Here is a 23,886-nt window from a genome sequence, read left to right on the forward strand (position 1 = left end):
GTTGCACTATTTAGGTGCAACCCTTTCCCAAAAATAAGGCGAAATGTTCGCCATTCACCAACAAAGTGCACTCTGTTAAGGCGGTAAACTTAATATCCGCCTAAAAATGCCTGCCATTGTGTCAGCAGAGATTCAAAATCTTCCAGACCACACTGAGCGACACTCTCGCTTTCATACAGCTCGAATTCACTTTCTAACTCAATATCATGGCCATAGGACAAAGCATTGTCCTGTACCGTCACCTCAGCACCAAGTATGCTCAGTGAGATCTCTTTGCCCGCCCATTGCCACTCCTGTGCTGGAAATTGGTGCGCCTGCTTCACCAAATGCAACACTTGCTCGATTTTTGTGCGATCCTGGCTAATCTCTTCCTGCAGCCAACGGGCCACAATTTGATGTTCCATACTGCAGGTGACGTAATACTCACCTAACATGGTGTTTTTAGTAAATTCGAATTCCATCGTGATTCATGCCTGGCAATTAATGGCGGCAGTATAACGTCTGAGCCCGGCAGTGACGAGTGACAATATCGCACCAAAATCGCCCGGTAAGCACGCGGTGGTATATCAATGTCCGCTCAGCCAGTATCGCGAGAGCTTGTGTTTTGAGTGACTTACTTTTTAAGCCGCTTCTTTTCTCAACAACTTACTTTCTAAACGACTTACTTTCGAAACACTTACTTTCGAAACAAAGAACAAAAAGCCGCTGCAGAGCAGCGGCTTTCGTCATTCAATCAGGTTACGCTTGAAGCATTATGCCGGTTCCTGGAAAATCACCGTATCCGCCTTCTGGGTGTAATCACTCATCAGGTGGAAGTTCAGGTAACGGTAAGTATCGGCAGCTGTTGCATCAATTTGCTCAGCATACTGCAGGTACTCTTCCTTAGTTGGAATGCGGCCCAGAATTGCACCTACCGCTGACAGTTCAGCCGAGGCCAGGAATACATTCGCGCCGTTACCAAGACGGTTTCGGGAAGTTACGGGTAGAAGTCGACATTACGGTCGATTTATCTGCCACGCGTGCCTGGTTACCCATACACAGTGAACATCCCGGAGTTTCGATTCGTACCCCAGCACGGCCGAAGATACCGTAGTAACCTTCTTCGATCAGTTGGTCTTTATCCATCTTGGTTGGCGGAGCCACCCACAGACGGGTTTCCAGCTGACCGTTGTATTTATCCAGCAGTTTACCTGCCGCACGGAAGTGACCGATGTTGGTCATACAAGAACCGATGAACACTTCATCGATGGCCGTACCCTGAACATCAGACAGCAGGCGTGCATCATCCGGATCGTTTGGCGCACAAAGGATCGGCTGATCAATTTCCGCCAGATCGATTTCGATCACGTGTGCGTAGTCAGCATCTTTATCTGCTTCCATCAGTTGTGGATTATCCAGCCACTCCTGCATCGCACTGACACGGCGCTCGATAGTACGACGATCGCCGTAACCTTCCGAGATCATCCACTTCAGCATGGTGATGTTAGATTGCAGATACTCAGAGATAGACTCTGGCGACAGTTTCACAGTACAACCCGCAGCAGAACGTTCTGCCGATGCATCCGACAGTTCGAATGCCTGTTCAACCGTCAGGTGCTCAAGACCTTCGATCTCCAGAACACGACCAGAGAATTCGTTGATCTTACCTGCTTTTTCTACTGTCAGCAGACCCTGTTTGATACCGTAGTAAGGGATAGCATGGACCAGATCACGCAGTGTGATGCCTGGTTTCATCTTACCTTTAAAACGTACCAGCACTGACTCTGGCATATCCAGTGGCATCACGCCGGTTGCCGCCGCGAACGCGACCAGACCAGAACCTGCCGGGAAAGAGATACCCAGAGGGAAACGGGTGTGCGAGTCACCACCGGTACCCACAGTATCAGGCAGCAGCATGCGGTTCAGCCATGAGTGGATGATACCGTCGCCAGGGCGCAGTGATACACCGCCACGGTTCATGATGAAATCTGGCAGAGTGTGGTGCGTCTGAACGTCAACCGGTTTCGGATATGCAGAGGTGTGGCAGAAAGACTGCATTACCAAATCTGCGGAGAAGCCCAGACACGCCAGGTCTTTCAGTTCGTCACGAGTCATAGGACCGGTGGTATCCTGAGAGCCGACGGTCGTCATCTTAGGCTCACAGTAAGTGCCAGGGCGGATACCTTCCACGCCACACGCCTTACCGACCATTTTCTGGGCCAGCGTAAAGCCTTTACCTGAATCGGCAACCGGTACTGGTTTAGAGAATACATCGCTTGATTCAAGACCCAGCGACTGACGGGCTTTGTCAGTCAGGCCACGGCCGATGATCAGCGGAATACGACCGCCGGCACGAACTTCGTCCAGCAGCACGTCAGTTTTCAGTTTGAAGGTAGACAGTACTTCATCGCTGCCGTGTGCACACACTTTACCTTCATATGGGTAAACGTCGATAACGTCGCCCATGTTCAGTTTTGCTACGTCCAGTTCAATCGGCAGTGCACCGGCATCTTCCATCGTGTTGTAGAAGATTGGCGCGATCTTACCGCCCAGAACAAAACCACCTGCGCGTTTGTTTGGTACGTTCGGGATATCATCCCCCATGAACCACAGCACAGAGTTAGTCGCTGACTTACGGGAAGAAACCGGTACCGACAACGTCGCCCACATAAACCAATTGATGGCCTTTCTCTTTCAGCGCTTCAATCTGTTTAATCGGACCGACTTTGCCCGGCTCATCAGGCTGGATGCCATCGCGTTCGTTTTTCAGCATCGCCAGAGCGTGGACCGGGATATCAGGACGAGACCATGCATCCGGTGCCGGAGACAGGTCATCAGTGTTGGTTTCACCGGTTACTTTGAATACAGTCAGGGTGATTTTTTCTGCCAGCTTAGGTTTTTTCAGGAACCATTCGGCTTCCGCCCAGGATTCCATCACCTGTTTAGCATGAGCATTACCTGCTTTGGCTTTTTCTTCGACATCGTAGAATGCGTCGAACATCAGCAGAGTTTGAGACAGCGCTTTTGCAGAGATAGGTGCCAACTCGGCGTCATCAAGCAGAGACACCAGAGGTTCGATGTTGTAACCACCTTGCATGGTGCCCAGCAGGGTAGCGGCTTTTTCACGACTAACCAGTGGAGATGATACTTCGCCTTTAGTGATTGCTGTCAGGAAACCCGCTTTGACATAAGCTGCTTCATCAACGCCTGGAGGAATTCGGTTTTCAAGCAGATCAAGAATGAATTCTTCTTCTCCCTGTGGCGGATTTTTCAGCAGTTCAACAAGTCCGGCGACTTGCTCAGCGTCTAGGGGTTTAGGTACAACTCCTTCAGCAGCACGCTCTTCGACGTGTTTACGGTAGGCTTCAAGCACGACTTTTTCCTCTCATTGCGGTTCACCCAATTATTATTGAAAGGTGAGTGAACATCCTTGGAAACTTGGCTCTCCGTTGCCCATGTTTTCATTCAAATTTGACTGAGAAACAGCGCCCTAGAGGCCAAACTGTGGGCGATAGGATAGCAAAATTAACGATAAATTAAAATCTCATCATTTTGACCAACATAGCAACTTACGACTAAAGTCCTAGCCAAAACGCTGACGTTCAATGCAGCAATCCCTGCGCCCGGTTAGCAATAATACAGCAGAGCGGGTAGAAGTCACACACCCGCACCACCGATTGTTACTTAAATGTAGTACCCAGAATCAGGTACAGTGAATCAAAATTCTGCTCTGTCCGACCGTAACCGAACATTATCGGGCCGATAGGAGAATCAACCCCAGCAAATACTGAACTTGCCGCATATAAAGGGGCATTTTCGATGTCGATGTCCGGATCCGACCAGACACCGCCGTATTCAATTGAAGCGCCAAGATAAACCGGCGAGGTAAACAGGCCAAAATCGTTGTCGAACCAACGGTAGCGATAAACCAGATTGGCATAGGCTTTATTCTGACCAATCAGGCTATTACGCCCGATCCCGGACAAATTGAGAAAACCACCGATGCTTTTCGGTTCAATCGGCGTTGAAGAGTTTTTACTGCGCACTTCGCCGTAATCTATGTTGCCGACCAAAGTATGACGATCAAAACTGTGCGCGGCGATCATCTTAGCACTCAGCTCATACACGGTATCCGAGGCGTCGGTAACCACGCCGATATCGTTAGCACTCAGATCATCATGGGAAATCAGATATTCCAGATTAATGTAAAAACCGTCGCGCGGTAGGCTGAAATCATCCAGTGAATCAACCCGATAGTTAAAAAACACCCCCTGACGGGTAAAGTGCATATCGGCATAATCCGGCAGGGTCGAATAGTTGGCTGAACCTTCGGTATAGCGCCCACCCATTTTAAATCCGCGCCACAAGGTATCCTGATAACCGATACCAAGCTCACCCATCACGGCTTCATAATCGACCGGCAGAAAGTTGCGACTTGCCGACAGTGTGGTGTCGTCAAAGCCGGTCACCGGCATACTGCGCCGTTCATCGGTGAGACGGATTTTAGCCGTCGCGAACGCTTTCTGATCAGACCATAGCGGAGAGTAAAGTTCAGCCTCAACCAGTTTATCTGTGCCGATATCAAAGTTCAGCGCCAGCTCAGCGCCGTTGGTACTGATATCTGTGAAGTTGAGTGAAGCCCCAACGGAGTACTGGCTCTCAGTATTAAAATCATCTTCGAGAAAGAAACGGAAATTAAGGTAATTCGGTCCCCAGGGCTTTTCATTAACATCAATAACCAGATTGTTAGCCCCGTTTCTGCTCTTCGTACTGATAGCGGATCAGTTTAAAGCGATCCAGTGCGTAAAGGTTTTGTACCCCGGCTTCAATCTGCTCACTCGACAGTACCTCCCCAGGATGCAGATCAAGCCGGTTTTTCAGCATCTGATCCGAGTAATGGGAGAAGTTATTAATAATGATGTTATCGACTTTGATTTCATCACCATAAGTCAGGTCGCGGCGGCGCTCTTCTTTATGGTCGATATAGTGCTGGTAATCGGCACTCGACAGCGCGAGTTTTTCCAGCAGCGCGCGGCTTTCCATTGCAGCCTGATAGCCTTTGGCAAACGCCTGCGGCATTTTATTGAAGTCGGTGGTTTCCATCAGACCAACCTGAGGGCGCAGCAGCACATCGTCACCACTGAGCGTCTCGGCCTGACGTTCGGTACTGCGGCGTACCAGATAGTTGGACAGTTGATCGGCTACCGTCAGGAAGGTGGTAAAGGCTTCTTCATTTTTGTAATCGGTGCTGATATCGACCGCAATCACCACATCCGCGCCCATGGCACGCGCCACATCGACCGGCATATTGTTGGTCACGCCACCATCCACCAGCAGACGGCCGTCAATCTGGTACGGCGGTAATGCGCCCGGCACCGACATACTGGCCATCATGGCATCGACCAGATAACCTTTATCGAGCACCACCTGATCCAGTTTAATGATATCGGTTGCGACAGCCCGAAACGGCACCGGCAGATCGTCAAATGACTCAAACGGCGGCAGGTTACCCGAAGTTTCACGCAGAATGCGCAGCATATTCTGGCCCTGCACCACGCCACGCGGCGCCCGCACCCCATCGGCGCCGACCCCGAGATCTGTGGTCAGCTGATAACGGTCTTCATACTCTTTATCGCGCACCCGGCGCTGGCTGCGGCTGACCCGATCACGGTAGCCCTGACTCCAGTCGACATTGTAAATCACGCTTTCGACTTCATCGGCACTCATACCGGTCGAATAAAGGCCGGCAACATAAGCACCCATGCTGGTGCCGAGCACGATATCCACCGGAACCTTCAGCTCTTCCAGCGCTTTCAGCACTCCCATATGGGCGGCACCTTTGGCGCCGCCACCAGCCAGCACCAGCGCAATTTTGGGCCGTGGATGACCCAGTTCGACCATAGGGCCGGAGTCTTGCGCTTGTGCCAGACTCGTGCCGGGCCAGAGCAGATGAGTAATAACAACAATACTGAGCAGGCAACGAATCACGCAGTGTCCTTTAGTCCTAAGTGCAGATAATCGAAACACTATAGCGGCGTGGCATCACCACTGAAAGAGTTTTTTCAGCCATTGGGTCGGGCGGTTTTCACACTGTTTCTTCCACTCCCCTGCCACATCCCAGACCGGCAGCTTATTGTCGTTATCGCAATCGAGCTGCAAACCGCCGTCACCGTTGGCGGCAAAACCAACAGTCGCAATCTGTTGCGGCCAAGGCAGCACCAACTGCTGCGGAATACGGTAGCGCAAGTAATCGGCATACACCCGCAGCGCACCACTCGCGCCGGTCAGCTGAGTGGGTTTGTTGTCATCACGCCCCAGCCAGATAGTAGTCACTTCACGCCCGTCTACACCGACAAACCAACTGTCACGACTGTCACTGCTGGTGCCGGTTTTTCCGGCCAGTGCCGCCCAGCCAAACTGGCTGTTGAGATAACGTCCGGTCCCTTCCAGTACGCCGCGCTTCATCGCATAGGTTGTCAGCCACGCTGCCTGCTGATCCACCGCTTGTGATACCGACGGAATAGACTGGTACAACACATTACCCTGCAGATCGAGCACGGAACGCAGTGCCGACAGTCTGGCTTTTTTACCTGAGTTGGTCACGGTCTGATACATCTGCGCGACCTGGAACGGCGTAAGCGAAAACGATCCGAGCAACATCGACGGCACCGGACGGATTTCATCGCGGTTGACACCCAGCTTAGCCAGGGTCTGTGACACGTTGTCGATCCCCAGCTGCATGCCCAGCCTGACCGTCGGCACATTGAGTGACTTGGCCAGCGCGAGATAGAGCGGCACTTCACCGCGATACTGACGATCGAAATTGCGCGGTGACCAGGTGGTACCTTCACTGCCCTGCAAAGTAATCGGTTTATCGATCAAAGTGGTCGCAAGAGAATATTTTTCCGGCTGTTCGAGGGCTGTCATGTACACCGCCGGCTTAACCAGCGAGCCAATCGGGCGGCTGGCGTTCAGCGCACGGTTAAAACCGTCATAGCCGGTGCGTTTACCACCAACCATAGCGCGGATTTCACCGCTGTGACGATCAACAGCAATTGCCGCGGCTTCCAGCTCTTTCCCTGCGCGCTTAGCCAGAATCGGCACCTGATTTTCCACCGCCGCTTCGAGCTTATCCTGCGACACCGGATCCAATGAGGTAAACACCCGTAAACCGGTATCCGACTTAAACACGTCACCCAGCTTGTCTTTCAGCTCAATCGACAACTGCTGGAAATAAGCCGGCTGACGGCTGGCAATACGGGCATGCTTTTGCACATCCAGCGGCCGGCTCACTGCCTGCTCGTACTGCTTGGCGTTGAGCAAATCCTGATCCATTAAGAGCTTAAGCACCAGATCGCGACGCTCTTTGGCCCGCTCCGGGAAACGCATCGGATTATAGTAGGACGGGCCTTTCACCATGCCCACCAGCAGCGCCAGTTGATCAAGCCGCAGCTCCTGCAGCGGCTGACCGAAGTACAGGCGCGATGCCAGACCAAAGCCATGCACCGCTTCGTTGCCGTTCTGGCCGAGATACACTTCATTAAGATAAGCTTCGAGGATTCGGTCTTTGCTGTAACGATAATCAATGATCAGCGCCATATAGGCTTCGCGCAGCTTGCGCCACAGGGTACGATCGCTGGAAAGGAAGATGTTTTTGGCCAACTGCTGGGTCAGGGTACTACCGCCCTGCACTGTGCGGCCGGCTTTCAGGTTGGCCACCATCGCGCGGGCAATCGCCATCGGCGACACACCATCATGCTGATAAAAGTTGCGATCTTCGGTCGTCAGCAGGGCATCGATCATCACTTCCGGAAACTGTTCACGGCGCAGGAATAAACGTTGCTCTGCGGTGTTCTTTTCCAGCATACCCAGCATTTTCGGCTCGATACGCAGATAACCGAGATCACCCCGTTTTTCCAGTGACTGAATCCGGGTCAGCTGGTTACCGTCAAAAAACAGCATCACATGCCGGTCCGGCTCTGGACCATCGGCAAATTCAAACGGACGACGAATCATTTCTATCCGGGTTGACGACGCAGAATACTCGCCCGGATAACGTGGCTGACTCACTTTGCGATAATTGAGTACTTCCAGCTCATTACGCATTTCAGCGATGCTGATTTCGCTGCCCGGTTCCAGTGTCAGAATGCGGGCATACACCACGGTCGGCAGCTCAAACAACTGACCTTCAAAACGCTGTTTGATCATGCTGTCGAGATAGATCCCGGTAAACAGCAAAACGGCGGCCAGAGCCAGTCCCGCTTTCCAGCTCAGACTCCACAAGCGTCGCTTCCACGATGGTTTGCCCGGTTTCTTACCGCCATTAGACGTTTTGCCTGCGCTTGGTTTACGCGCCGCACGCTTTTTCGGCGCACCACTTTTAGATGCACTACTTTTAGATGCATTACTTTTAGCTGTATTGCTTTTAGACGAATCATTTTTCGCCGCCTGACTTTTGCGGCTATCGCCTTGTGAGGTATTGCTTTGTCTGGTCATGAATTCAGTTGTCGCTTGGTTTTGGTCGTCGCGGTGTGGTTCGCCGGGTCATCAGGCCACACATTTTGATTACTGTGCGACTGTATAGAAGATTGACACCTCAGGAAACTCCTAATACCTGAGCCATGAGACCATAATGAACTTAAAAACATTGACAACCCTTTGTATCCCTAATCATTGACAAATATTGACTGTGTGACGGCTGATATTGACTAAGCTGTACTGATTTATACTCAATCTTACACAATATACTGATGAGTCGCGACCAACTCGTACAGACAGCCTGCTGGCAGACAGCCTGCTGGCATAAAGTATCATACTCGTAGTAACTCATTTCTGGACAATTCTGTTTCAGTGACTTTGCTAAATTAGCTTTTAACGGATTATCTAGGGTATAGCAGAAACCTCCAACCTAATGGACAAATTCACTCAACCACTACACTCAAGCACCTAAAGGTATGGTTCCAGTTATTCTCTGTTAGTGACACTGCTACAAGGTAGTATTTCATATACTGCCCATAGAGTTAGCAACTAGAAACAGGGTTAAGATTTAATCGCAAGATACGATCCAGCGGCAATCATTATCCCTCCAGCACTCTTGTTCAATCTCTTATGTGCAACCGGAGTTTTTAGCATCGTTGCCATTCTACCTGCCGCAAAAGCAATCAACATAAGTCCAGAAAATAAGGCGACAAAAGAAAGAAATGACACGAGAACTACATCTTCAATCTGCAATGCGCTTAAGTCTATGAAAGTAGGCAAGAATGATATGTAAAAAATAATAACTTTCGGATTTGAAGCTGATATCAAGAAACCTTGCACCAAGTTAGACAGTGCAGAATATTTTTTGTTAGTAGATTGATTTTTAATCTCACTTTTCACTCGCGGAGCTGATGTGAAAATTTTATAACCGAGAAAAATTAAATACGCCGCTCCTAAATACCTGATGACTAGAAATGCTTCAGCCCAATTATCAGCAATAGTAGCCAGACCAACGCAGGCTAAAACAAGATAAATTAGATCACTTAAAATCATTCCTAGTGCTAGATTTATACACTGACGCGGACCGAAAACTAAAGCTCTTGCCAGAATAGCAAAAACTCCAGGACCAGGTGTTATTCCAAAAATAAACATAGCAATGAAAAATATGAACGCTTCATGTAATGACATTTTATACTCCTAATGTACCGCTTTAGGCGATGAATCGTACTGAAACTTAAATATGCTTCAGTACACTAATAATTTGTTCGTAAGCGATATCAGCAGCTTTGTTCTTTAGCGATTTCGGACTGCGAATTATTGCTACTTCAAGTTCCGGCAAATCGGGCATGCCGTGTCGTTTATCCAATACTTTAAGATTCAGCGGTAAGCTACAGCGTGTTAAAACCGCAATAGCCATACCACTTTCTGCTACAGCTATCTGACCTGCAACATTTGGGCTTTGGTAGACAATACGATATTTACGTTCTTGAGCCGAAATAGCTGTTAATACCTCAGCACGAATTCGGCTACCTAATTCATGAACGGCGATAGGAAGTGGTTCTTGCATCCATATATCATGCTGTTGCCCAGCAACCCAAACCAATTCTTCTTTGAAGAGAAGCTCCCCTCGGTTTGGAGCATCTCGGGTTATTACTGCAATATCTAATTCATTACGCTCTACCTTTGGTATGAGGGCTGTTGAATGCTCACAAACCAGAGTTATATCAATTCCGCTATACCGGCTGGTAAATGTACGTAGAACAGAGGGTAGGTAAGCCATTGCATAGTCATCCGGTATACCAATGTTCACTTGCCCTACAAGGGTCCCATCATGAAACATTTCCCATGCCTGTGCATTCGCATCCAGTATTTTTCGCGCATGCCTTAACAAATCAGCACCCGCTGGAGTTAAGGACATGTGATGTGGTCCCCGATTTAGCAATGATCGACCAACACAATCTTCAAGTTTTTTTATCTGCATACTCACAGCAGACTGAGAACGACAGATTTGCTTCGCCGCCGATGTTAGAGAGCCTGAATCTACAACTGCCACAAAAGCTTTCAGCCAAGAGACTTGGATATCCTTGTTATGCACCTAAATTACCTTAGCATTCGATATTGTAATAATAATGTACATTATTATTCGTTTTAATAAAACCACTTTGATGTATATAGTCAACTGTGACGCTAAACAGCCTTACCTGATTGTCATGAGGCTACAGGAATATTGCATTGGGCTACTTAATAACGGTATGAATTATATGGAAATTCAACAACTAGTCTCATTCTTGACGACCTCTCTCATTATCGCGTGCGTGCCTGGCGCGAACAACTTACTTTCATTCCAGAATGGTGCAAGTTGGGGTATCCGAGTAGCTATGTTTGCTATATTGGGGCGGTGTTTAGCATATGCAGTGATGATATGGGGAGTCATCGCAGGATTGGGGCATTTGTTAGAGGCGTCGGATAGTGCGATGCTGATAATCAAGTGGTTTGGTGTGATCTATTTAAGTTGGATTGGCATCAAAATGGTGCGGTCATGTAAATCCATCGGCTACAACTTAGAAGAAGGTGAATACAAGGCTGAAAGTACTTTATTAAATATCCTTGTTCAGGCAAGAAAAGAATTTGTCGTAGCAATAAGTAACCCTAAAGCAATTCTTTTATTCAGTGCGCTTCTACCTCAATTTGTCTTGATAGATAGCGTTGTAAGTGGTTCAACGCAATTGGCCATCCTTGGTGTGGTTTATGGTTTAGTTGAATGGGGTACGGCTTCGGTATATGCCATCTTTGGCAAAATGGCAGTTCGAGGTTCAAATAATGGAAATAGACTTAAAATAATACAGTTAGCTTCTGGAATACTCATGATACTAACGGCTTGGCTGTTCGCATTTACAAAATAGCAAATCTCGGACAACTTATTTGGCGATCGTTAGCACATTAGATTTAGATACTAACAGATTCATACATTACTAAAATTTGGGCTTATTTAAGCCAATAATCTTAACAGTCTGGAACTCGCCGACTCAGAAAGGGGCATTTTCGTGTTACATGCCCCCGCCAGCATACATCTGGACAGAAATTACTTAGACTCAGTATTCTGAATTTTTCACTTAGGATAATCTGAAGCTAATCAAAAAGTCTAAGAACGTTGGCTTTCCTAAAATAGTTGTCATTCACGGTTTAAATTGTTCTAAACGTGCTGCTCTATATCACACTAAATATTTCCACAACATTTCTTAAACTTTCTTTGGCTACCGCAAGGACAAAGTTTATTTCTATCGGTTCCCTTCATTTCCGATACTTTCATAGACTTACGAGGGTTATTAATATCTTCTGGGAATTCATTCACTTTCCCGTGGAACATCTTTCTTTTACTTAGTAGCCCATTTGCAATGTACTCTTTTTGTACAATTTTTGCCTCAATTTCCTGTTCTTCATCCCATTCAGAGAAATCACAAAAAACATAATCTTGCCCCTGTTGAAAAAAGGTGTCGGTTAAGGGACGATCATCATTTCTAGTCTCACAAGCAACGCCAATGACCGCCTTTAAACTGGGATGGTTCAACTTGGAAAACTGACAGTAATCTGTCAACATTTGAAGTCTCATCTCTCGATACTGAGTCTTGGATAGACTACCAACTGTATTTGGTACAACTAGAAAAAGGTAGGCAAGCTCAGGGTCTCTAGGGTCAAGTAATATTCTAGTTTCCTCGCTGACCAGGTAAAGCTTTATAATAGAAGTTTAAGAACCCATCTGCTAAAAATCTTCTTTCAAACCTTGTAGTTTCCGCCATTTGACGAAGACATGGTTCAATATCAGATGGGGACTCCCAATTATTTCTTTCAGATGTGCCATTTAATATATGGAAGGAAAAACTATCGATTAATCCATCCCAAAAGTAACTCACCTTATCATGACGTTTTTTCTCTAAAAAGTATGGGTTGGAATAAAGTTTTTCAATACCACCCTTATCAATTTTTAGCCCAGAATTTTTTTTAAGCTTTTCTATATCTAGCCAGTAAACATTTCTATCATTATCAAAGTTTTCATAGAATAATTGTATTAAATCTGATTCGGACTTTATAAAAACATTATCTGTATATGAGATTACGCGTTCTCTTAATTTCAGGTAATTTATAAAATCATGAGCAGTATCAAACTCTTCTAAGACCAATTTTACTGTTGCTTCATTAAAAACATGAACAAAACCGTCTTCATTTATTTCACCAATCGTAAAAGGCTTGGCATGTTCAATATTCCAGTTTTGCTCCCCCTTCAAGCTGTTATCGATGAAAAATGAAGCTTCACTATTATGCGTTTCTATATGCTGCTCTATCCCATGACAAACAACGATATTGTGAAATTTCACTTCATCGGATGATGGAATTTTTACTGGTAACTTTTTCTGACATACCTTGTCTACATATACACGATCAGGGCTTTTTGTATACCAACGAGTGGCACCTTTGATTTGCTTAATTGAGTCACCTATTGCTCTTCTTGCCCAACGGCTCCAACCGATGTCTAACTTCTTATCCTCATTGAATTTTATTTTCTTATCACTAAATAAAAGTATATCGTTACCGAATATTACCGTTAGATCGCATATTTCTTTTCCATCACCATTATTGGTTTTTCCTTGATCTCGAAAAAGATTTGGCCATGCCCAAAATTTCAGAAATGATCTTTCCCCTAAATTATTTATGAATTCCTCTTCTTTTGTAAAACCTGTTGCCATTTCGCCGCCTTCATCATATTGCTTTAAGTTTTCTTTCATACAGAGAGCATGTAACCTTACATATAGATACTCAACAATAGAATAGTCCTATAACACTAGGGTATTTCTGATTTGTGAAGACCTGGTTACTCGATATCCCGCTAAAACCACTTATGAATTGCTACAAGCCGAGATCAGATAGTTTCTGAATCAATAATACGCTCACCTTCTTCCAGCCTAAATCTCGCAAAATCAAGATAAATAGTAAAATCGACATCTTCAATCTCTGAAGATGAATTTTGAATAAAGTCTAAACATTGTTCTAAACATCTTTTCACTTCACGGTATCCGAGGACATTTTGAATAGCATCATTGCCATACATAGATCCAATTTTTTCACTAACGTTTTCAAGTTGCTCTAACTTTGCTTTTACAGCAGCGCTAGATAGTGCTTTTTCATATCGACCTTCTACAATCTTACTGAATAAGTGATCAATAAATGGTTTTTTCATGGTTCTTCCTCACAATTTGTGGATAAATAATAGATAGTTATATCAAAATAAAAGTTTCTTTTAATAGAGCTTATATATTTTTATCTAGGCATACAAACACCTCCTTTTGCAAAGGATAAAATATTTAGATATTGAAAGGCCATCAGAATGATGATGTGTGGTTTATATTTTAGATTAGTTAGAGAAGACTAGAACTAGCCCATACCTCTATTATACCGTAAACCGCCCTTTAATGCAAACAATTATCAATTGCATGTCGGTGGTTATTGTAGTGTATCAGTCGTAACACACAAAGGGGCAAAGGCGTGATAGAGCAATCTGTCAGATCTTGCAATCTGTCAGATCTGGTTACATCACTGTTTCAACTCTGATAGATTCAGTCCAGACTAATCCAACTAAGCATACCAACCAGCCCTCAACTGAAAATCACCTGAACTTCGTCACATTTGAGGTCTTATCTAGCATTAGTTCTAACTCCCTAACACGGTGCACTAGTATAACCTCACGCGCAAGAGACTCCTCTAGACGTTGTTTCGTCATAGCTAGTTTCTGAGTTCATTTTCTCAATTTTTTGGTTATGCCGCCTTTTAACCTCGGCCTTTGATAAAGAGTTATTATCCTGATTGGCCTTAATTGCATCAATCATAGCTATAATTGCTTGATGGCTTGGGCGACTCCGTTTTAGGTACCCACTATCGAACCCAGCCTCTTGTGAAACTACAGATGCAGTTATTTTGTTATGTGTAATACCAATAAACTTTTCATTGATTGGCTTACCTTCCTTTAGGCGCTCGATTGCATCATAACAAGCACTCAAACCATTTACTTGACTCATGCTGCTCTCTCTATTCTGTTTAGCTTGTAATTTTGTAAATCATCAAGCTCTGATTTGGTGGACAGATATTCTACTGAATTAACATCATATTTACTTAACTCAGCTTTAGTTCTCTCTATTAATAAGTCAATATTGCCTTCTTTTATTACAGCGCATTGGCTAGTTAGACAGTCAGAAAACTCACCTAGAATCGAGCACTCACACACTTCATTATTTGTACAGCCACCAAGCAGCGTTTTTCTGTAGGAAAGCTCACCTCGCTCTACACCTTGGTATGTACTCTCTCTCAGTTCCTCAATATGAATTTCACCAGACTTTAACTTGTTCTTTTGCTTCTCTAAATACCCTCCAGTTTCTTCCATACAGAGTTGTATTATCAAGTAAATCAGCCATCAAGTTTTGAGCTGTATCTAATGACATGCCAACCTGTATATCAAAGGCTATATGTTTGGATGGTAAAACGTAACATTGTTGTTCAGTGTCATAATGACCAAAAATTGTTTTTACATTTTCAAAATTTCGACTGTAGTATTTACTCATTTCTTGAGATAGATGTTTGAACTGCTTTTGCACCGTAGCTAATGAAACAAAGCCACTGTTTACAGCATAGAAAGCTAATGACCTTCTAAACTGGTGAGTAGTTACAGGCCAAGGAGATCCCACACTAAAACGTGGGTCTTGATCAAAATCCCTGCTTTCATCACTTGCACGAAGCACTTCTAAATCTTCTTCAGTAATTTGAAAAGACTCATTGTTAAACACTCTATTCAAGTTTTCTTTCTTTGGGGTGCTGAATGATACTTCTACTGGCGTTCTAAGTTTAATGTTCATTGTGCTACTGAATAGTGGGCATTGCTCACTGGCAACATTGCTTATTTTTGCAATCACTCCTGTTATAGCTTGTAGGATTGAAACCGCCTTAATTACAGGTGGGGGAGCTAGCCAAGTTGACTCCTCTTTATATCCAGTAAACTTTGTTGTTGTTGACAGTATATTCACTGAGGATTCAGGGTAAACTAGGTCGCCATCTTTATCCTTTAATGCATCGCCAAAAGATTTTTTATGTATACAATTAAAAGGTAATCTTTTTACCTCTGAAGTTCTCATTCCTGTGTAAAGATGTATGCATATACTCATTTGATACTGTATTTGAGTTAAGAGATTGCATAATGAAATCCTATTTATAGATTTAACATCAGCAAACTCGAAAACTTCTCTCATTCCATACATATCTAAAGCATCATTAAAAGTTGGCCTAATCTCTTCTTTACTCACTCCTAACTTTCGTTGATTTTTTTTATGCATCCCAAAAAACTTGTCATCAAACAGGCTTACAAAATTAACAACTTTGGAAATGTTCTTTCCATAAAAATCCAAGATGTCATTTGTCGTATTTATATAATTTATATAAATTCTTGCTGGTATCACTGGGTGTTGCTCATGCTGTTGCTTTTCATGTATTGCATGAACAACTGTAACTTTAAACCCAACCTTTTTATAACCGCATTTATTTAAATGATTTAATAAAGCATGTGTTTTTTGATTCAGCCTTCCATTCTGCTGTCTTGCTATGTGCAGAATGTATGTTTCATTATTCATTAACTCGGAGAGAGTTAACTTCCCTACTAAGGGTTTGTTCTCCATATTTAATGCGAAATTAGCCAGATTAAAAGCAACCGAACAATAATTCATGACAGAAGACACAGCTAAAGAAACCAGCTCTCCCATTTTTGACAAAATATAGTAGAGAAAAAATCACTGCTTTAACTTCTTTCATGTGCAGGTCATCATAATGATTATCACCTGAGCGGTTCACTCTATTAAAATTAATTCGACCAGTGTTTATTGGCGAAAGATTATAAGGTGATAAATCCCAAACATTATCACCAAAACGAGAAACTACAGCATTCGATTTATCTCTAGATATTACAAATGAATCATCTACTTCAAGAGCAGATCTACCTTCAAAAACATCAGGCTCACAAGCTTTATTTGTATCTACCTTGGAATCTATATTCAAAAATACCTTACTTCTAGCTTTAAGCATTCGTTAATGGCTCCATTTCCGGATCTGTGAATATGATACCTAATTCTTCGTATCGTTGGAGTCTAGACTCCCAGTACGGTGTTAATTCTTCATGTTTAAATACTTTTTTTAGTTGTCGTTCTACATTTGATTTGCCAGTACTAGACTTCATTTTAATATGATGAAGTATTTTCCTAACCCTGCTAGATAACATTTTGAATAACTCTAACGCCTTAGATTCACTTTTAGACCCATGCATTACACCAGTCACAATGTAAAGTAGGCTTACTAGTTTATGTACATCTTCATCATCATTGGCATGGCAAACATAATGTGTGCAAAATAAACAGCCGTATTGCGATTTACAGTCAGGTTGGATGGGAGGTGAATCTATTACACTCTCAGGTGAGCTGTATGCCTCACAGTGGCCTGCTGCAACCTTCAGGTCAGCGTTGTCAGCAGATCGTGTTTTAACGTGATTAACAGCCTCTTGTGCGGCCTCCCAAAAGGAATCCATCTCAGATTTTTGCTTCTCCGGCGACACTTCCATGTAGTGCCGTTGATTGGTTTGAGTCGAATGATTCAGGACAGCAGCAACCGTTTCAGTCCCTACATCTGGTTGTTCATGAAGAAATAAGCTTTTTGATTTTCTAAGTTTCTCTGCTTGTTAACATTTTATAATCACTCGGCATAAATATACCGATGATTTTTTTTCTTTGAAAGCTACGTATATTTGTTTCGTCCAAAGTAGATGTTGACCACTCTTTAACTTTCAGTCCAAAAAATAAGTATTTCTCATCTTGCCCATTGAGTACCCACTGCCTTAATTTAATATAACTTTTGAAGAGCTTTACACCAGCAGTAGATAGGTCATACTGGACCACCCTTCCAGCAGCTCTAAGCTTTATAGCTCTGTAACTTTTATTAACGGATGATTTGCTAAACTCCATAGCATTATCAAACTCAAGCTGTGAAATTTCAGAGACATACGATCCAGTCAACATCATAAACATCATTTGATATGATTGCATCGCTGTAGCAGCAAAAGCTCTTCTACACTTAGAGCGTGGGTCAGCATTAATTACATCAAACCTTTTGCATATTCTTACCCAGTCTGCTTTAACGATGCTTTCCTTAACTCCTATTCTTATTTTGAGCATTTCATCTAACGTTGATAATCGACCTTCCTCATGATTGTATGCATCTGTTGGTCGATTACAGTAAGGTGTAACTCGATGGTTAGCATAGGGGAAAAGAAAAGTTTCGTAATCAGGCATTTTTATCAAAAAAGGCAAAGACTTTTCATTAACCAGATAGTCTGTTAATTGTAGAGCTAGTGATTTATAAGTTTCGAATGCATATCTTATTTCAGAAATTTCACGCGGTTTCTGTTGTGTTTACCCGACCATGAAACGACAAATTCTCTTCGACGACGTAATCCCTAAATTGCTTTCCGTGTCGTATTTCGATCATTAAGGAAAAATTATTTTGTAGTAAGTCTGCTGTTCGAGGAGTGATTAAACCACTGTTGATTTGATGCTTTAGTTCAAATGTAATTTTTGAATACACATCCATTGTATCCTTTTCTGACTTGAGAAAAAGATCAACGTCACTAGACTTACCGAAATCATTTAAAAATTTTAGCACTCGACGCATCGCGCCAAATAGTGCCTTTTTGCTATTATTTGTTTTTCTTCTGATCTGAATGTATTCACCAAAATTAATAACAAACTCGACCAAGTGTTCTTTATGAGAGTTAATATCCACAGAATATAAATATTCTCTATCCATTCTATTGTTGGGGTCAATCCTTGTTTCAACTTTAGTTTCAAAAAACGTGAGAGAACCTAAGTCAAGTTTGAATTCAATGTCACCATTCTCATCGTTCAAACATACAACCACATTTCTAATATCACTAAACTTACCAGAGTTAAACTCATCAAGAGTCACCTCTTCAAAATTCCTAATTTTATATTTAATTATTTTGTTATTCATATAAGTTAAGTGCTCGTTCTTCATATATTTTCTGCGCTGTAATTTTATCACTCACAGAATCAAATAGTTTCAAGTAATGCTCAGTGGTCGCTCTATCAGCGTGATGCATTCTTTTTTGAACCATTGAAATAATGTCGCCATCGGTTAAAACATTCGAAGATGCTAAAGGTTGAAGCCACCGATAATACTCAAAGGCAAATGTTGCTCTCAACCAGTGAAAAGTAAAGTCTCTAGGAAAATCTTCAGAAGTTATTTTTAATAGCTTCTTCTTCATATAGTAAGTATTTCTACCTTGAGGTTTGCTTTTCGTAGTTTTGTATCTCGGGTCGTTTTTTGCCATATAATGAGGCTCACCTTCAGGCGATAGAAAAACATACATTTCGTCTTCAGGGATAATTTCGCCATGTTTTTCCAGAAATTTATCTCTTCTGCTTTTGCTTTTTTTACTTTTGCTATAAACAACAATCTGCTCTAAAAGGAACTTAGGGAAGTGTAAAGTTTGTTTTTTACTAAACTTGGTATCAATCCCAGTGCCTGGACCGGCGTATAATCTATAAGTGCCATCTTTATCTGGACTACTGTTTACTAACAGATCTAGGTGTTTCATACGCATTGTTAAAATTGTTTGTTTACGTGCCCCTGTATGTAAAGCGATCAGATGCATTAAGCGCTCGTCTACTGAAAAAAAATCAGAATTTATAGCATCAAACAACTGTGATAACTCATTATCGTTTAACGGCCTAATCTCCTCACCATACTCTCGCACAAATCCCACTTGAACAGGTGATGGACCAGAGTATATGGAAACAGATTGCTCCCTTTTATCAACTTCAATTGAGTGGCTCATACCGTATCTTCCCTGTGTGTATAATTTCACAGAGCTAACAGAATCAACACGTTTCCATGTCTATAGTTGAATTTGGTAGTGAAGATAGGTACTTATAAAAACCGTATACTATCTTTGTCTTCTCATTGAGCCTCTTTCTTGTAACTTGACCTTTATCAAGCAATGAGAGCAATTCAAGGAAGTACCTGTAAGTTGGCCTTTTGGGTTTGCGTCCTGCGAATGACATAAGATTAATGTCTTTCTCTTCACAGAAGATTTTATAATCTAATAACAAACTTGCTTTATGTAAGATAGCTTCTGACTTTGTAAACCCCTTTTCAAAATCTCGCGCTGATTTAAACAAAAAGGCATTAGCATCCACCCAAGGCGAACCATCATTTTCAAGCAGGAAGGGAAACAGGTACAAGTCCTGCTCCTCCCCGAATGCAACGCTACGCGTAATGTAGTATGACTCACCGTTACAACATTTCTTCTCGATAGAGTTCGAACTTAACGCCTCTGATGTGACCTCACTATGCGAATCCTTCAAATGCGTTATTGTGATAATCCTGTCTTTTTTAGTTAACACCTGAGCCTCTAATGATCGATGCTGTCAATGCGTCAGTCTTACCACATGACCTGTCAATCTGGAAGATCCCAATTGTGTTTGGGATAACGCCCTTTCATCTCTTTCTGCACTTCTTTATATGCCCCACGCCAGAAGCCTGCCAAATCACGGGTTACCTGCAGCGGGCGCTGAGCCGGAGACAGAAGTTCCATCACGATGGCCTTGCGGCCTTTGGCGACCAGAGGCGTGCTCTGCTCGCCAAACACTTCCTGCATGCGCACCGACAAGACCGGGTCCATCCCGACCTGATAACGGATCTTTTTGCTCGATCCGGTAGGCAAGCGGTGCTCGACCGGCAGCCATTCATCCAACTGCTGGTGCAAGGGCCAGCCTAAACGAGCTTTTAAGGCGTCCAATACCGGCACTTTATTTAGCTCTTTAACCGAGCGAATCCCGCTCAGGTAAGGCTCTAACCACTGATTAAGTTCACCCAGTAACGCCTGCTCGCTCATATCCGGCCACGCTTCTTCCGGTAACCATTCACAGCCACAACGTACCCGGGTCAGCCATTCGGTCGTCGTTTCGCCCCACTGTAATACTGCCAGCCCTTTACGTTCGACATAATTAAGCAAAGCTTGTGTCATTTTTTCCGGCGCAGGGGCAGGCAGAGCCTCGCGCTCAATCACCAGTTGCCCGATACGAAGCTGTTTCTCTGCCACCAGACGTCCGGCTTTGTCATCCCAGTCAACCCGCTCCTGAGTGCTGAACAGCTGGCCGAATGTGTGCTGCAGCGCAGTAATATCCAGCTCCAGGGCACTGAAAATCTGGCTTGACTGCTGCTGGCTGCGCATCACATCCAGAGCGATCACATAGCCACTGCCCGCCAGGGGCTGATCGTCTGCAATCACGGCGCCGTGGCCGTTGGCAAGCAGAAACTGACCGTGCTGCCCACGTTGCTGAGCTATTCGATCCGGAAACGCCAGGCACGCCACTTGCGCCAGCTGGGACGGCTTAACCGCACGCAGCGTAAAACCTGTATCGAGTTTATGCGCCAGGGCAGTCGCACGCTGGTGCAACACCTTGCCTTGCGGATGGCACCCCTGCTGCCAGCGCTGCAGACTATGACTGACATCGAACACCTGACGCTCCGGCTCTTCGAGCAGTGCCGCCAGCGCCAGTGCGCTGTGCAGACAGGCTTCCCCATGCTGCCAGGCAGCCAGTAACATGGCCGCGATGCGAGGCTCCACACCCAAGGCGTGCGCCTCTTTACCCGACGCGGTCAGTTGCTGACGACTGTCCATCAGATCGAGTGTAGCCAGCAGGCTGCGTGCCTGACTCAGCGCCACGGCGGGCGGAACATCCAGCCACTGCAATTCGCTGACCTCATGCGCGCCCCACTGGGCCAGTTTCCAGCGCCAGAGGTGCCAGATCACTTTGCATAATTTCCGCAACCGGCACCTGCGGCTGCTGTTTCAGTTGCGCTTCACTGTAGAGACGCACGCAGATCCCCTCTTCGAGACGACCGGCACGACCGGCGCGCTGCTCGGCTGAAGACTGGGCGATACGCAACTGCTCCAGACGGGTAATGCCGGTTTTGAGATCAAAACGCGCGCGCCGCTCCAGGCCGCTGTCGAGCACCAGACGGATCCCTTCAATGGTGAGCGAGGTTTCGGCAATATTGGTGGCCAGCACAACTTTACGTCTTCCGGCAGCGGCCGGAGCTATCGCCTGCTGCTGCTGACTAAAACTCAGCTGACCATACAGCGGACAGACATCGATATCGTCTGCCAGATCGCGCAGGTTGTTTGTCAGTTGTACAATCGCTCCGGCCCCCGGTAAAAACGCCAGCAGTGAGCCCGTTTCCTGTGCCATCAAGCTGCGAATCTGCTTCTCCATCGCCGCCACTAAGGGCTGATTCACTGTCCCCGGCTGATAACGTATCTGCACCGGATAACTGCGTCCTTGCGACTCCACATAACTGGCTTGCGGCAACAGATTTTGCAAAGCGTGCTGATCCAGCGTGGCCGACATGACGATGATTTTCAGATCGTCACGCAGCGCCGCCTGCACTTCCAGGCTGAATGCCAGCGCAGTATCGGCATGCAGACTGCGCTCATGAAACTCGTCAAAAATCAGCGCATCGATACCATCCAGTTCGGGATCATTTTGAATCATCCGGGTCATAATGCCTTCTGTGACAATTTCCAGCCGGGTATTACGCCCGACTTTGCTGTCACCACGCACCCGATAGCCCACAGTCTCACCGACATTTTCACCCAGTTGCTGCGCCAGATAGCGGGCAATATTACGCGCCGCCAGACGGCGTGGCTCCAGCATAACTATCTTGCCGGCCACAATATCTGCTTTAAGCAGTGCGAGCGGAAAATGGGTCGACTTACCGGCTCCGGGAGCCGCTTTGAGGATCACCTGCGGTGAGCGCTGAACTCCGGCGAGTAACTCGGGAATCACAGCTTCGATGGGCAATTGTGACAAGAGGATATCCTTGTGTTTTAATGGCGCCGATATTGTACATAAAAACAGTAATGGAAGCGAAACGAGTCAGCTATGCAGTTTTCCCCGCCTCTTCAGCCTGCGACTTTGATCCAGCGCTACAAACGATTTCTGGCCGATGTCACCACCGGCGATGATCACACCATGACCATACATTGCGCCAATACCGGTGCCATGACCGGTTGCGCCATTCCCGGCAGTACGGTGTGGTATTCGACATCGGATAATCCGAAACGCAAATACCCGCACAGCTGGGAGCTGGTCGACACGCCGGCCGGACACCGCATCTGCGTCAACACCGCACGCGCCAACCAACTGGCTGTGGAAGCCATTCAAAATGGTACGATCAAAGAGCTGCAGGGTTATGACCAGTTACGCACCGAAGTCAAATATGGCAATGAAAATAGCCGCATCGATATCTTGCTCAACTCAGAATCCGGTCCACACTGTTATATAGAGGTGAAAAGCGTCACGCTGCTGCAGCAAGGCGATTTCTCCCCGGACGGAGAGTCCCCTGCCGCGGGTCAGGGCTACTTTCCGGATGCTGTCACCACTCGAGGCCAGAAACATCTGCGAGAGCTAACAGAAATGGCCAAAAATGGGAGCAGAGCGGTACTTTTATTCACAGTTTTACATTCAGGTATTGAAAAAGTCGCTCCCGCTCACCATATAGACGCGAACTATTCACGATTGTTAAAAATGGCGCAAGAAGCGGGTGTCGAAGTACTGTGCTACAAAGCGGAACTTTGCCAGCACCACATTCAACTGGTTTCTTCGATAGATTTTGCCCAGGATTCAACAAAATATTGATGCGGGCTAGATATTGAAGATAAGTTTATAATTGAGTGTTTGCCTCGCTCACTTCTTTTTGCTATAGATACCCGCCTTAAATTGACTGCTCTCGCAGTTGACTAGGTGTTAGTAGGAGATGCTGTATGCAAGAGTCCAAAAAGAAAACGCTAGGCATCCTAGCCATTGCAGGTGTTGAGCCGTATCAGGAAAAACCAGGTGAAGAATACATGTCACCTGAGCAGATCGCTCATTTTACAAAAATTTTAGAAGCCTGGCGTAACCAGCTGCGGGCAGAAGTTGATCGTACTGTGCACCATATGCAGGATGAAGCAGCTAATTTCCCGGATCCGGTTGACCGCGCTTCTCAGGAAGAAGAGTTCAGCCTTGAACTGCGCAACCGTGACCGCGAGCGTCGTTTGATTAAGAAAATCGAGAAGACCTTAGACAAGATCAAAGAAGAAGATTTTGGCTTTTGTGAATCTTGTGGCGTTGAAATCGGCGTACGTCGCCTGGAAGCTCGCCCTACCGCTGACCTGTGTATTGACTGTAAGACACTTGCAGAAATCAAAGAAAAGCAGATGCTGGGTTAATCCCCATCGAATGATAAAAAGGGAGCAGATTGCTCCCTTTTTATTTGTACGCG

The 23,886-nt window shown here is 45.2% G+C and carries 19 protein-coding genes and 3 pseudogenes; 3 read left to right on the forward strand and 19 right to left on the reverse strand.

Annotation, left to right across the window (positions count from 1 at the left end; genetic code table 11):
• Positions 1-89: 89 nt before the first annotated feature.
• The 6 genes and pseudogenes from ABDK09_20895 to ABDK09_20920 form a co-directional block, all read right to left on the reverse strand.
• The gene (locus ABDK09_20895) at positions 90-461 is read right to left on the reverse strand and encodes a YacL family protein (GenBank protein ID XAW89231.1); all 372 of its coding nucleotides are present in this window, start codon (positions 459-461) and stop codon (positions 90-92) included.
• A gap of 291 nt (positions 462-752) precedes the next feature.
• Positions 753-3,352: pseudogene (gene acnB / locus ABDK09_20900) on the reverse strand (bifunctional aconitate hydratase 2/2-methylisocitrate dehydratase).
• Positions 3,353-3,659: 307 nt separating this feature from the next.
• Positions 3,660-5,880: pseudogene (locus ABDK09_20905) on the reverse strand (patatin-like phospholipase family protein).
• 141 nt (positions 5,881-6,021) lie between these two features.
• A complete protein-coding gene (gene mrcB, locus ABDK09_20910) occupies positions 6,022-8,475 on the reverse strand; it encodes a penicillin-binding protein 1B (GenBank protein XAW89232.1) in 2,454 nt (817 codons plus the stop codon).
• Positions 8,476-9,018: 543 nt separating this feature from the next.
• On the reverse strand, positions 9,019-9,645 hold the full coding sequence (locus tag ABDK09_20915; protein ID XAW89233.1) for a LysE family translocator: 627 nt from the start codon (positions 9,643-9,645) through the stop codon (positions 9,019-9,021).
• Between the two features lie 46 nt (positions 9,646-9,691).
• Positions 9,692-10,552: a LysR family transcriptional regulator gene (locus tag ABDK09_20920; protein ID XAW89234.1), complete on the reverse strand. Its 861-nt coding sequence runs from the start codon at positions 10,550-10,552 to the stop codon at positions 9,692-9,694.
• A gap of 34 nt (positions 10,553-10,586) precedes the next feature.
• Here ABDK09_20920 and ABDK09_20925 point away from each other — a divergent pair, with 34 nt between their 5' ends.
• Positions 10,587-11,360 carry a LysE family translocator gene (locus ABDK09_20925; GenBank protein ID XAW89235.1) on the forward strand — a complete coding sequence of 258 codons (774 nt, stop codon included), beginning with the start codon at positions 10,587-10,589 and terminating at the stop codon, positions 11,358-11,360.
• Positions 11,361-11,674: 314 nt separating this feature from the next.
• Here ABDK09_20925 and ABDK09_20930 read toward each other — a convergent pair whose 3' ends face one another.
• The 13 genes and pseudogenes from ABDK09_20930 to hrpB all read right to left on the reverse strand — a co-directional run bounded on the left by ABDK09_20930 (position 11,675) and on the right by hrpB (position 22,433).
• A complete protein-coding gene (locus tag ABDK09_20930; protein ID XAW89236.1) occupies positions 11,675-12,055 on the reverse strand; it encodes an SEC-C metal-binding domain-containing protein in 381 nt (126 codons plus the stop codon).
• A gap of 106 nt (positions 12,056-12,161) precedes the next feature.
• Positions 12,162-13,238: a hypothetical protein gene (locus tag ABDK09_20935; protein XAW89237.1), complete on the reverse strand. Its 1,077-nt coding sequence runs from the start codon at positions 13,236-13,238 to the stop codon at positions 12,162-12,164.
• A 134-nt stretch (positions 13,239-13,372) separates the two neighbouring features.
• The gene (locus ABDK09_20940) at positions 13,373-13,690 is read right to left on the reverse strand and encodes a hypothetical protein (protein ID XAW89238.1); all 318 of its coding nucleotides are present in this window, start codon (positions 13,688-13,690) and stop codon (positions 13,373-13,375) included.
• 502 nt (positions 13,691-14,192) lie between these two features.
• The gene (locus tag ABDK09_20945; GenBank protein XAW89239.1) at positions 14,193-14,525 is read right to left on the reverse strand and encodes a hypothetical protein; all 333 of its coding nucleotides are present in this window, start codon (positions 14,523-14,525) and stop codon (positions 14,193-14,195) included.
• Positions 14,522-14,887 (reverse strand): hypothetical protein, encoded by a 366-nt coding sequence (locus ABDK09_20950; protein XAW89240.1) that lies wholly within the window; start codon positions 14,885-14,887, stop codon positions 14,522-14,524. The genes ABDK09_20945 and ABDK09_20950 overlap by 4 nt, the downstream gene beginning before the upstream one ends.
• Positions 14,832-16,124 (reverse strand): hypothetical protein, encoded by a 1,293-nt coding sequence (locus tag ABDK09_20955; protein ID XAW89241.1) that lies wholly within the window; start codon positions 16,122-16,124, stop codon positions 14,832-14,834. Before ABDK09_20955 ends, ABDK09_20950 begins: the two co-directional genes overlap by 56 nt.
• Before the next feature lie 67 nt (positions 16,125-16,191).
• Complete coding sequence (locus tag ABDK09_20960) at positions 16,192-16,572, reverse strand: hypothetical protein (GenBank protein XAW89242.1); 381 nt, start codon at positions 16,570-16,572, stop codon at positions 16,192-16,194.
• Entirely contained in the window at positions 16,565-17,101 is a 537-nt protein-coding gene (locus ABDK09_20965; GenBank protein XAW89243.1) for a hypothetical protein, read from the reverse strand. Before ABDK09_20965 ends, ABDK09_20960 begins: the two co-directional genes overlap by 8 nt.
• Before the next feature lie 100 nt (positions 17,102-17,201).
• Entirely contained in the window at positions 17,202-17,846 is a 645-nt protein-coding gene (locus ABDK09_20970) for a hypothetical protein (GenBank protein XAW89244.1), read from the reverse strand.
• Positions 17,847-17,928: 82 nt separating this feature from the next.
• Complete coding sequence (locus tag ABDK09_20975) at positions 17,929-18,546, reverse strand: hypothetical protein (GenBank protein ID XAW89245.1); 618 nt, start codon at positions 18,544-18,546, stop codon at positions 17,929-17,931.
• Positions 18,539-19,393, reverse strand: a complete 855-nt coding sequence (locus ABDK09_20980; protein ID XAW89246.1) for a site-specific integrase — start codon at positions 19,391-19,393, stop codon at positions 18,539-18,541. Before ABDK09_20980 ends, ABDK09_20975 begins: the two co-directional genes overlap by 8 nt.
• Before the next feature lie 43 nt (positions 19,394-19,436).
• Complete coding sequence (locus ABDK09_20985; protein XAW89247.1) at positions 19,437-19,799, reverse strand: hypothetical protein; 363 nt, start codon at positions 19,797-19,799, stop codon at positions 19,437-19,439.
• 215 nt (positions 19,800-20,014) lie between these two features.
• Positions 20,015-22,433: pseudogene (gene hrpB, locus ABDK09_20990) on the reverse strand (ATP-dependent helicase HrpB).
• 72 nt (positions 22,434-22,505) lie between these two features.
• On the opposite strand from hrpB, the gene sfsA reads away from it, so the two are divergent.
• Both sfsA and dksA read left to right on the forward strand, forming a co-directional pair.
• Positions 22,506-23,261, forward strand: coding sequence for a DNA/RNA nuclease SfsA (gene sfsA / locus ABDK09_20995; GenBank protein XAW89248.1), 756 nt, complete (start codon positions 22,506-22,508; stop codon positions 23,259-23,261).
• Between the two features lie 125 nt (positions 23,262-23,386).
• On the forward strand, positions 23,387-23,833 hold the full coding sequence (gene dksA, locus ABDK09_21000) for an RNA polymerase-binding protein DksA (GenBank protein XAW89249.1): 447 nt from the start codon (positions 23,387-23,389) through the stop codon (positions 23,831-23,833).
• Positions 23,834-23,886 lie beyond the last annotated feature (53 nt).

This window comes from Vibrio sp. CDRSL-10 TSBA (assembly GCA_039696685.1).
GTDB lineage: Bacteria > Pseudomonadota > Gammaproteobacteria > Enterobacterales > Vibrionaceae > Vibrio.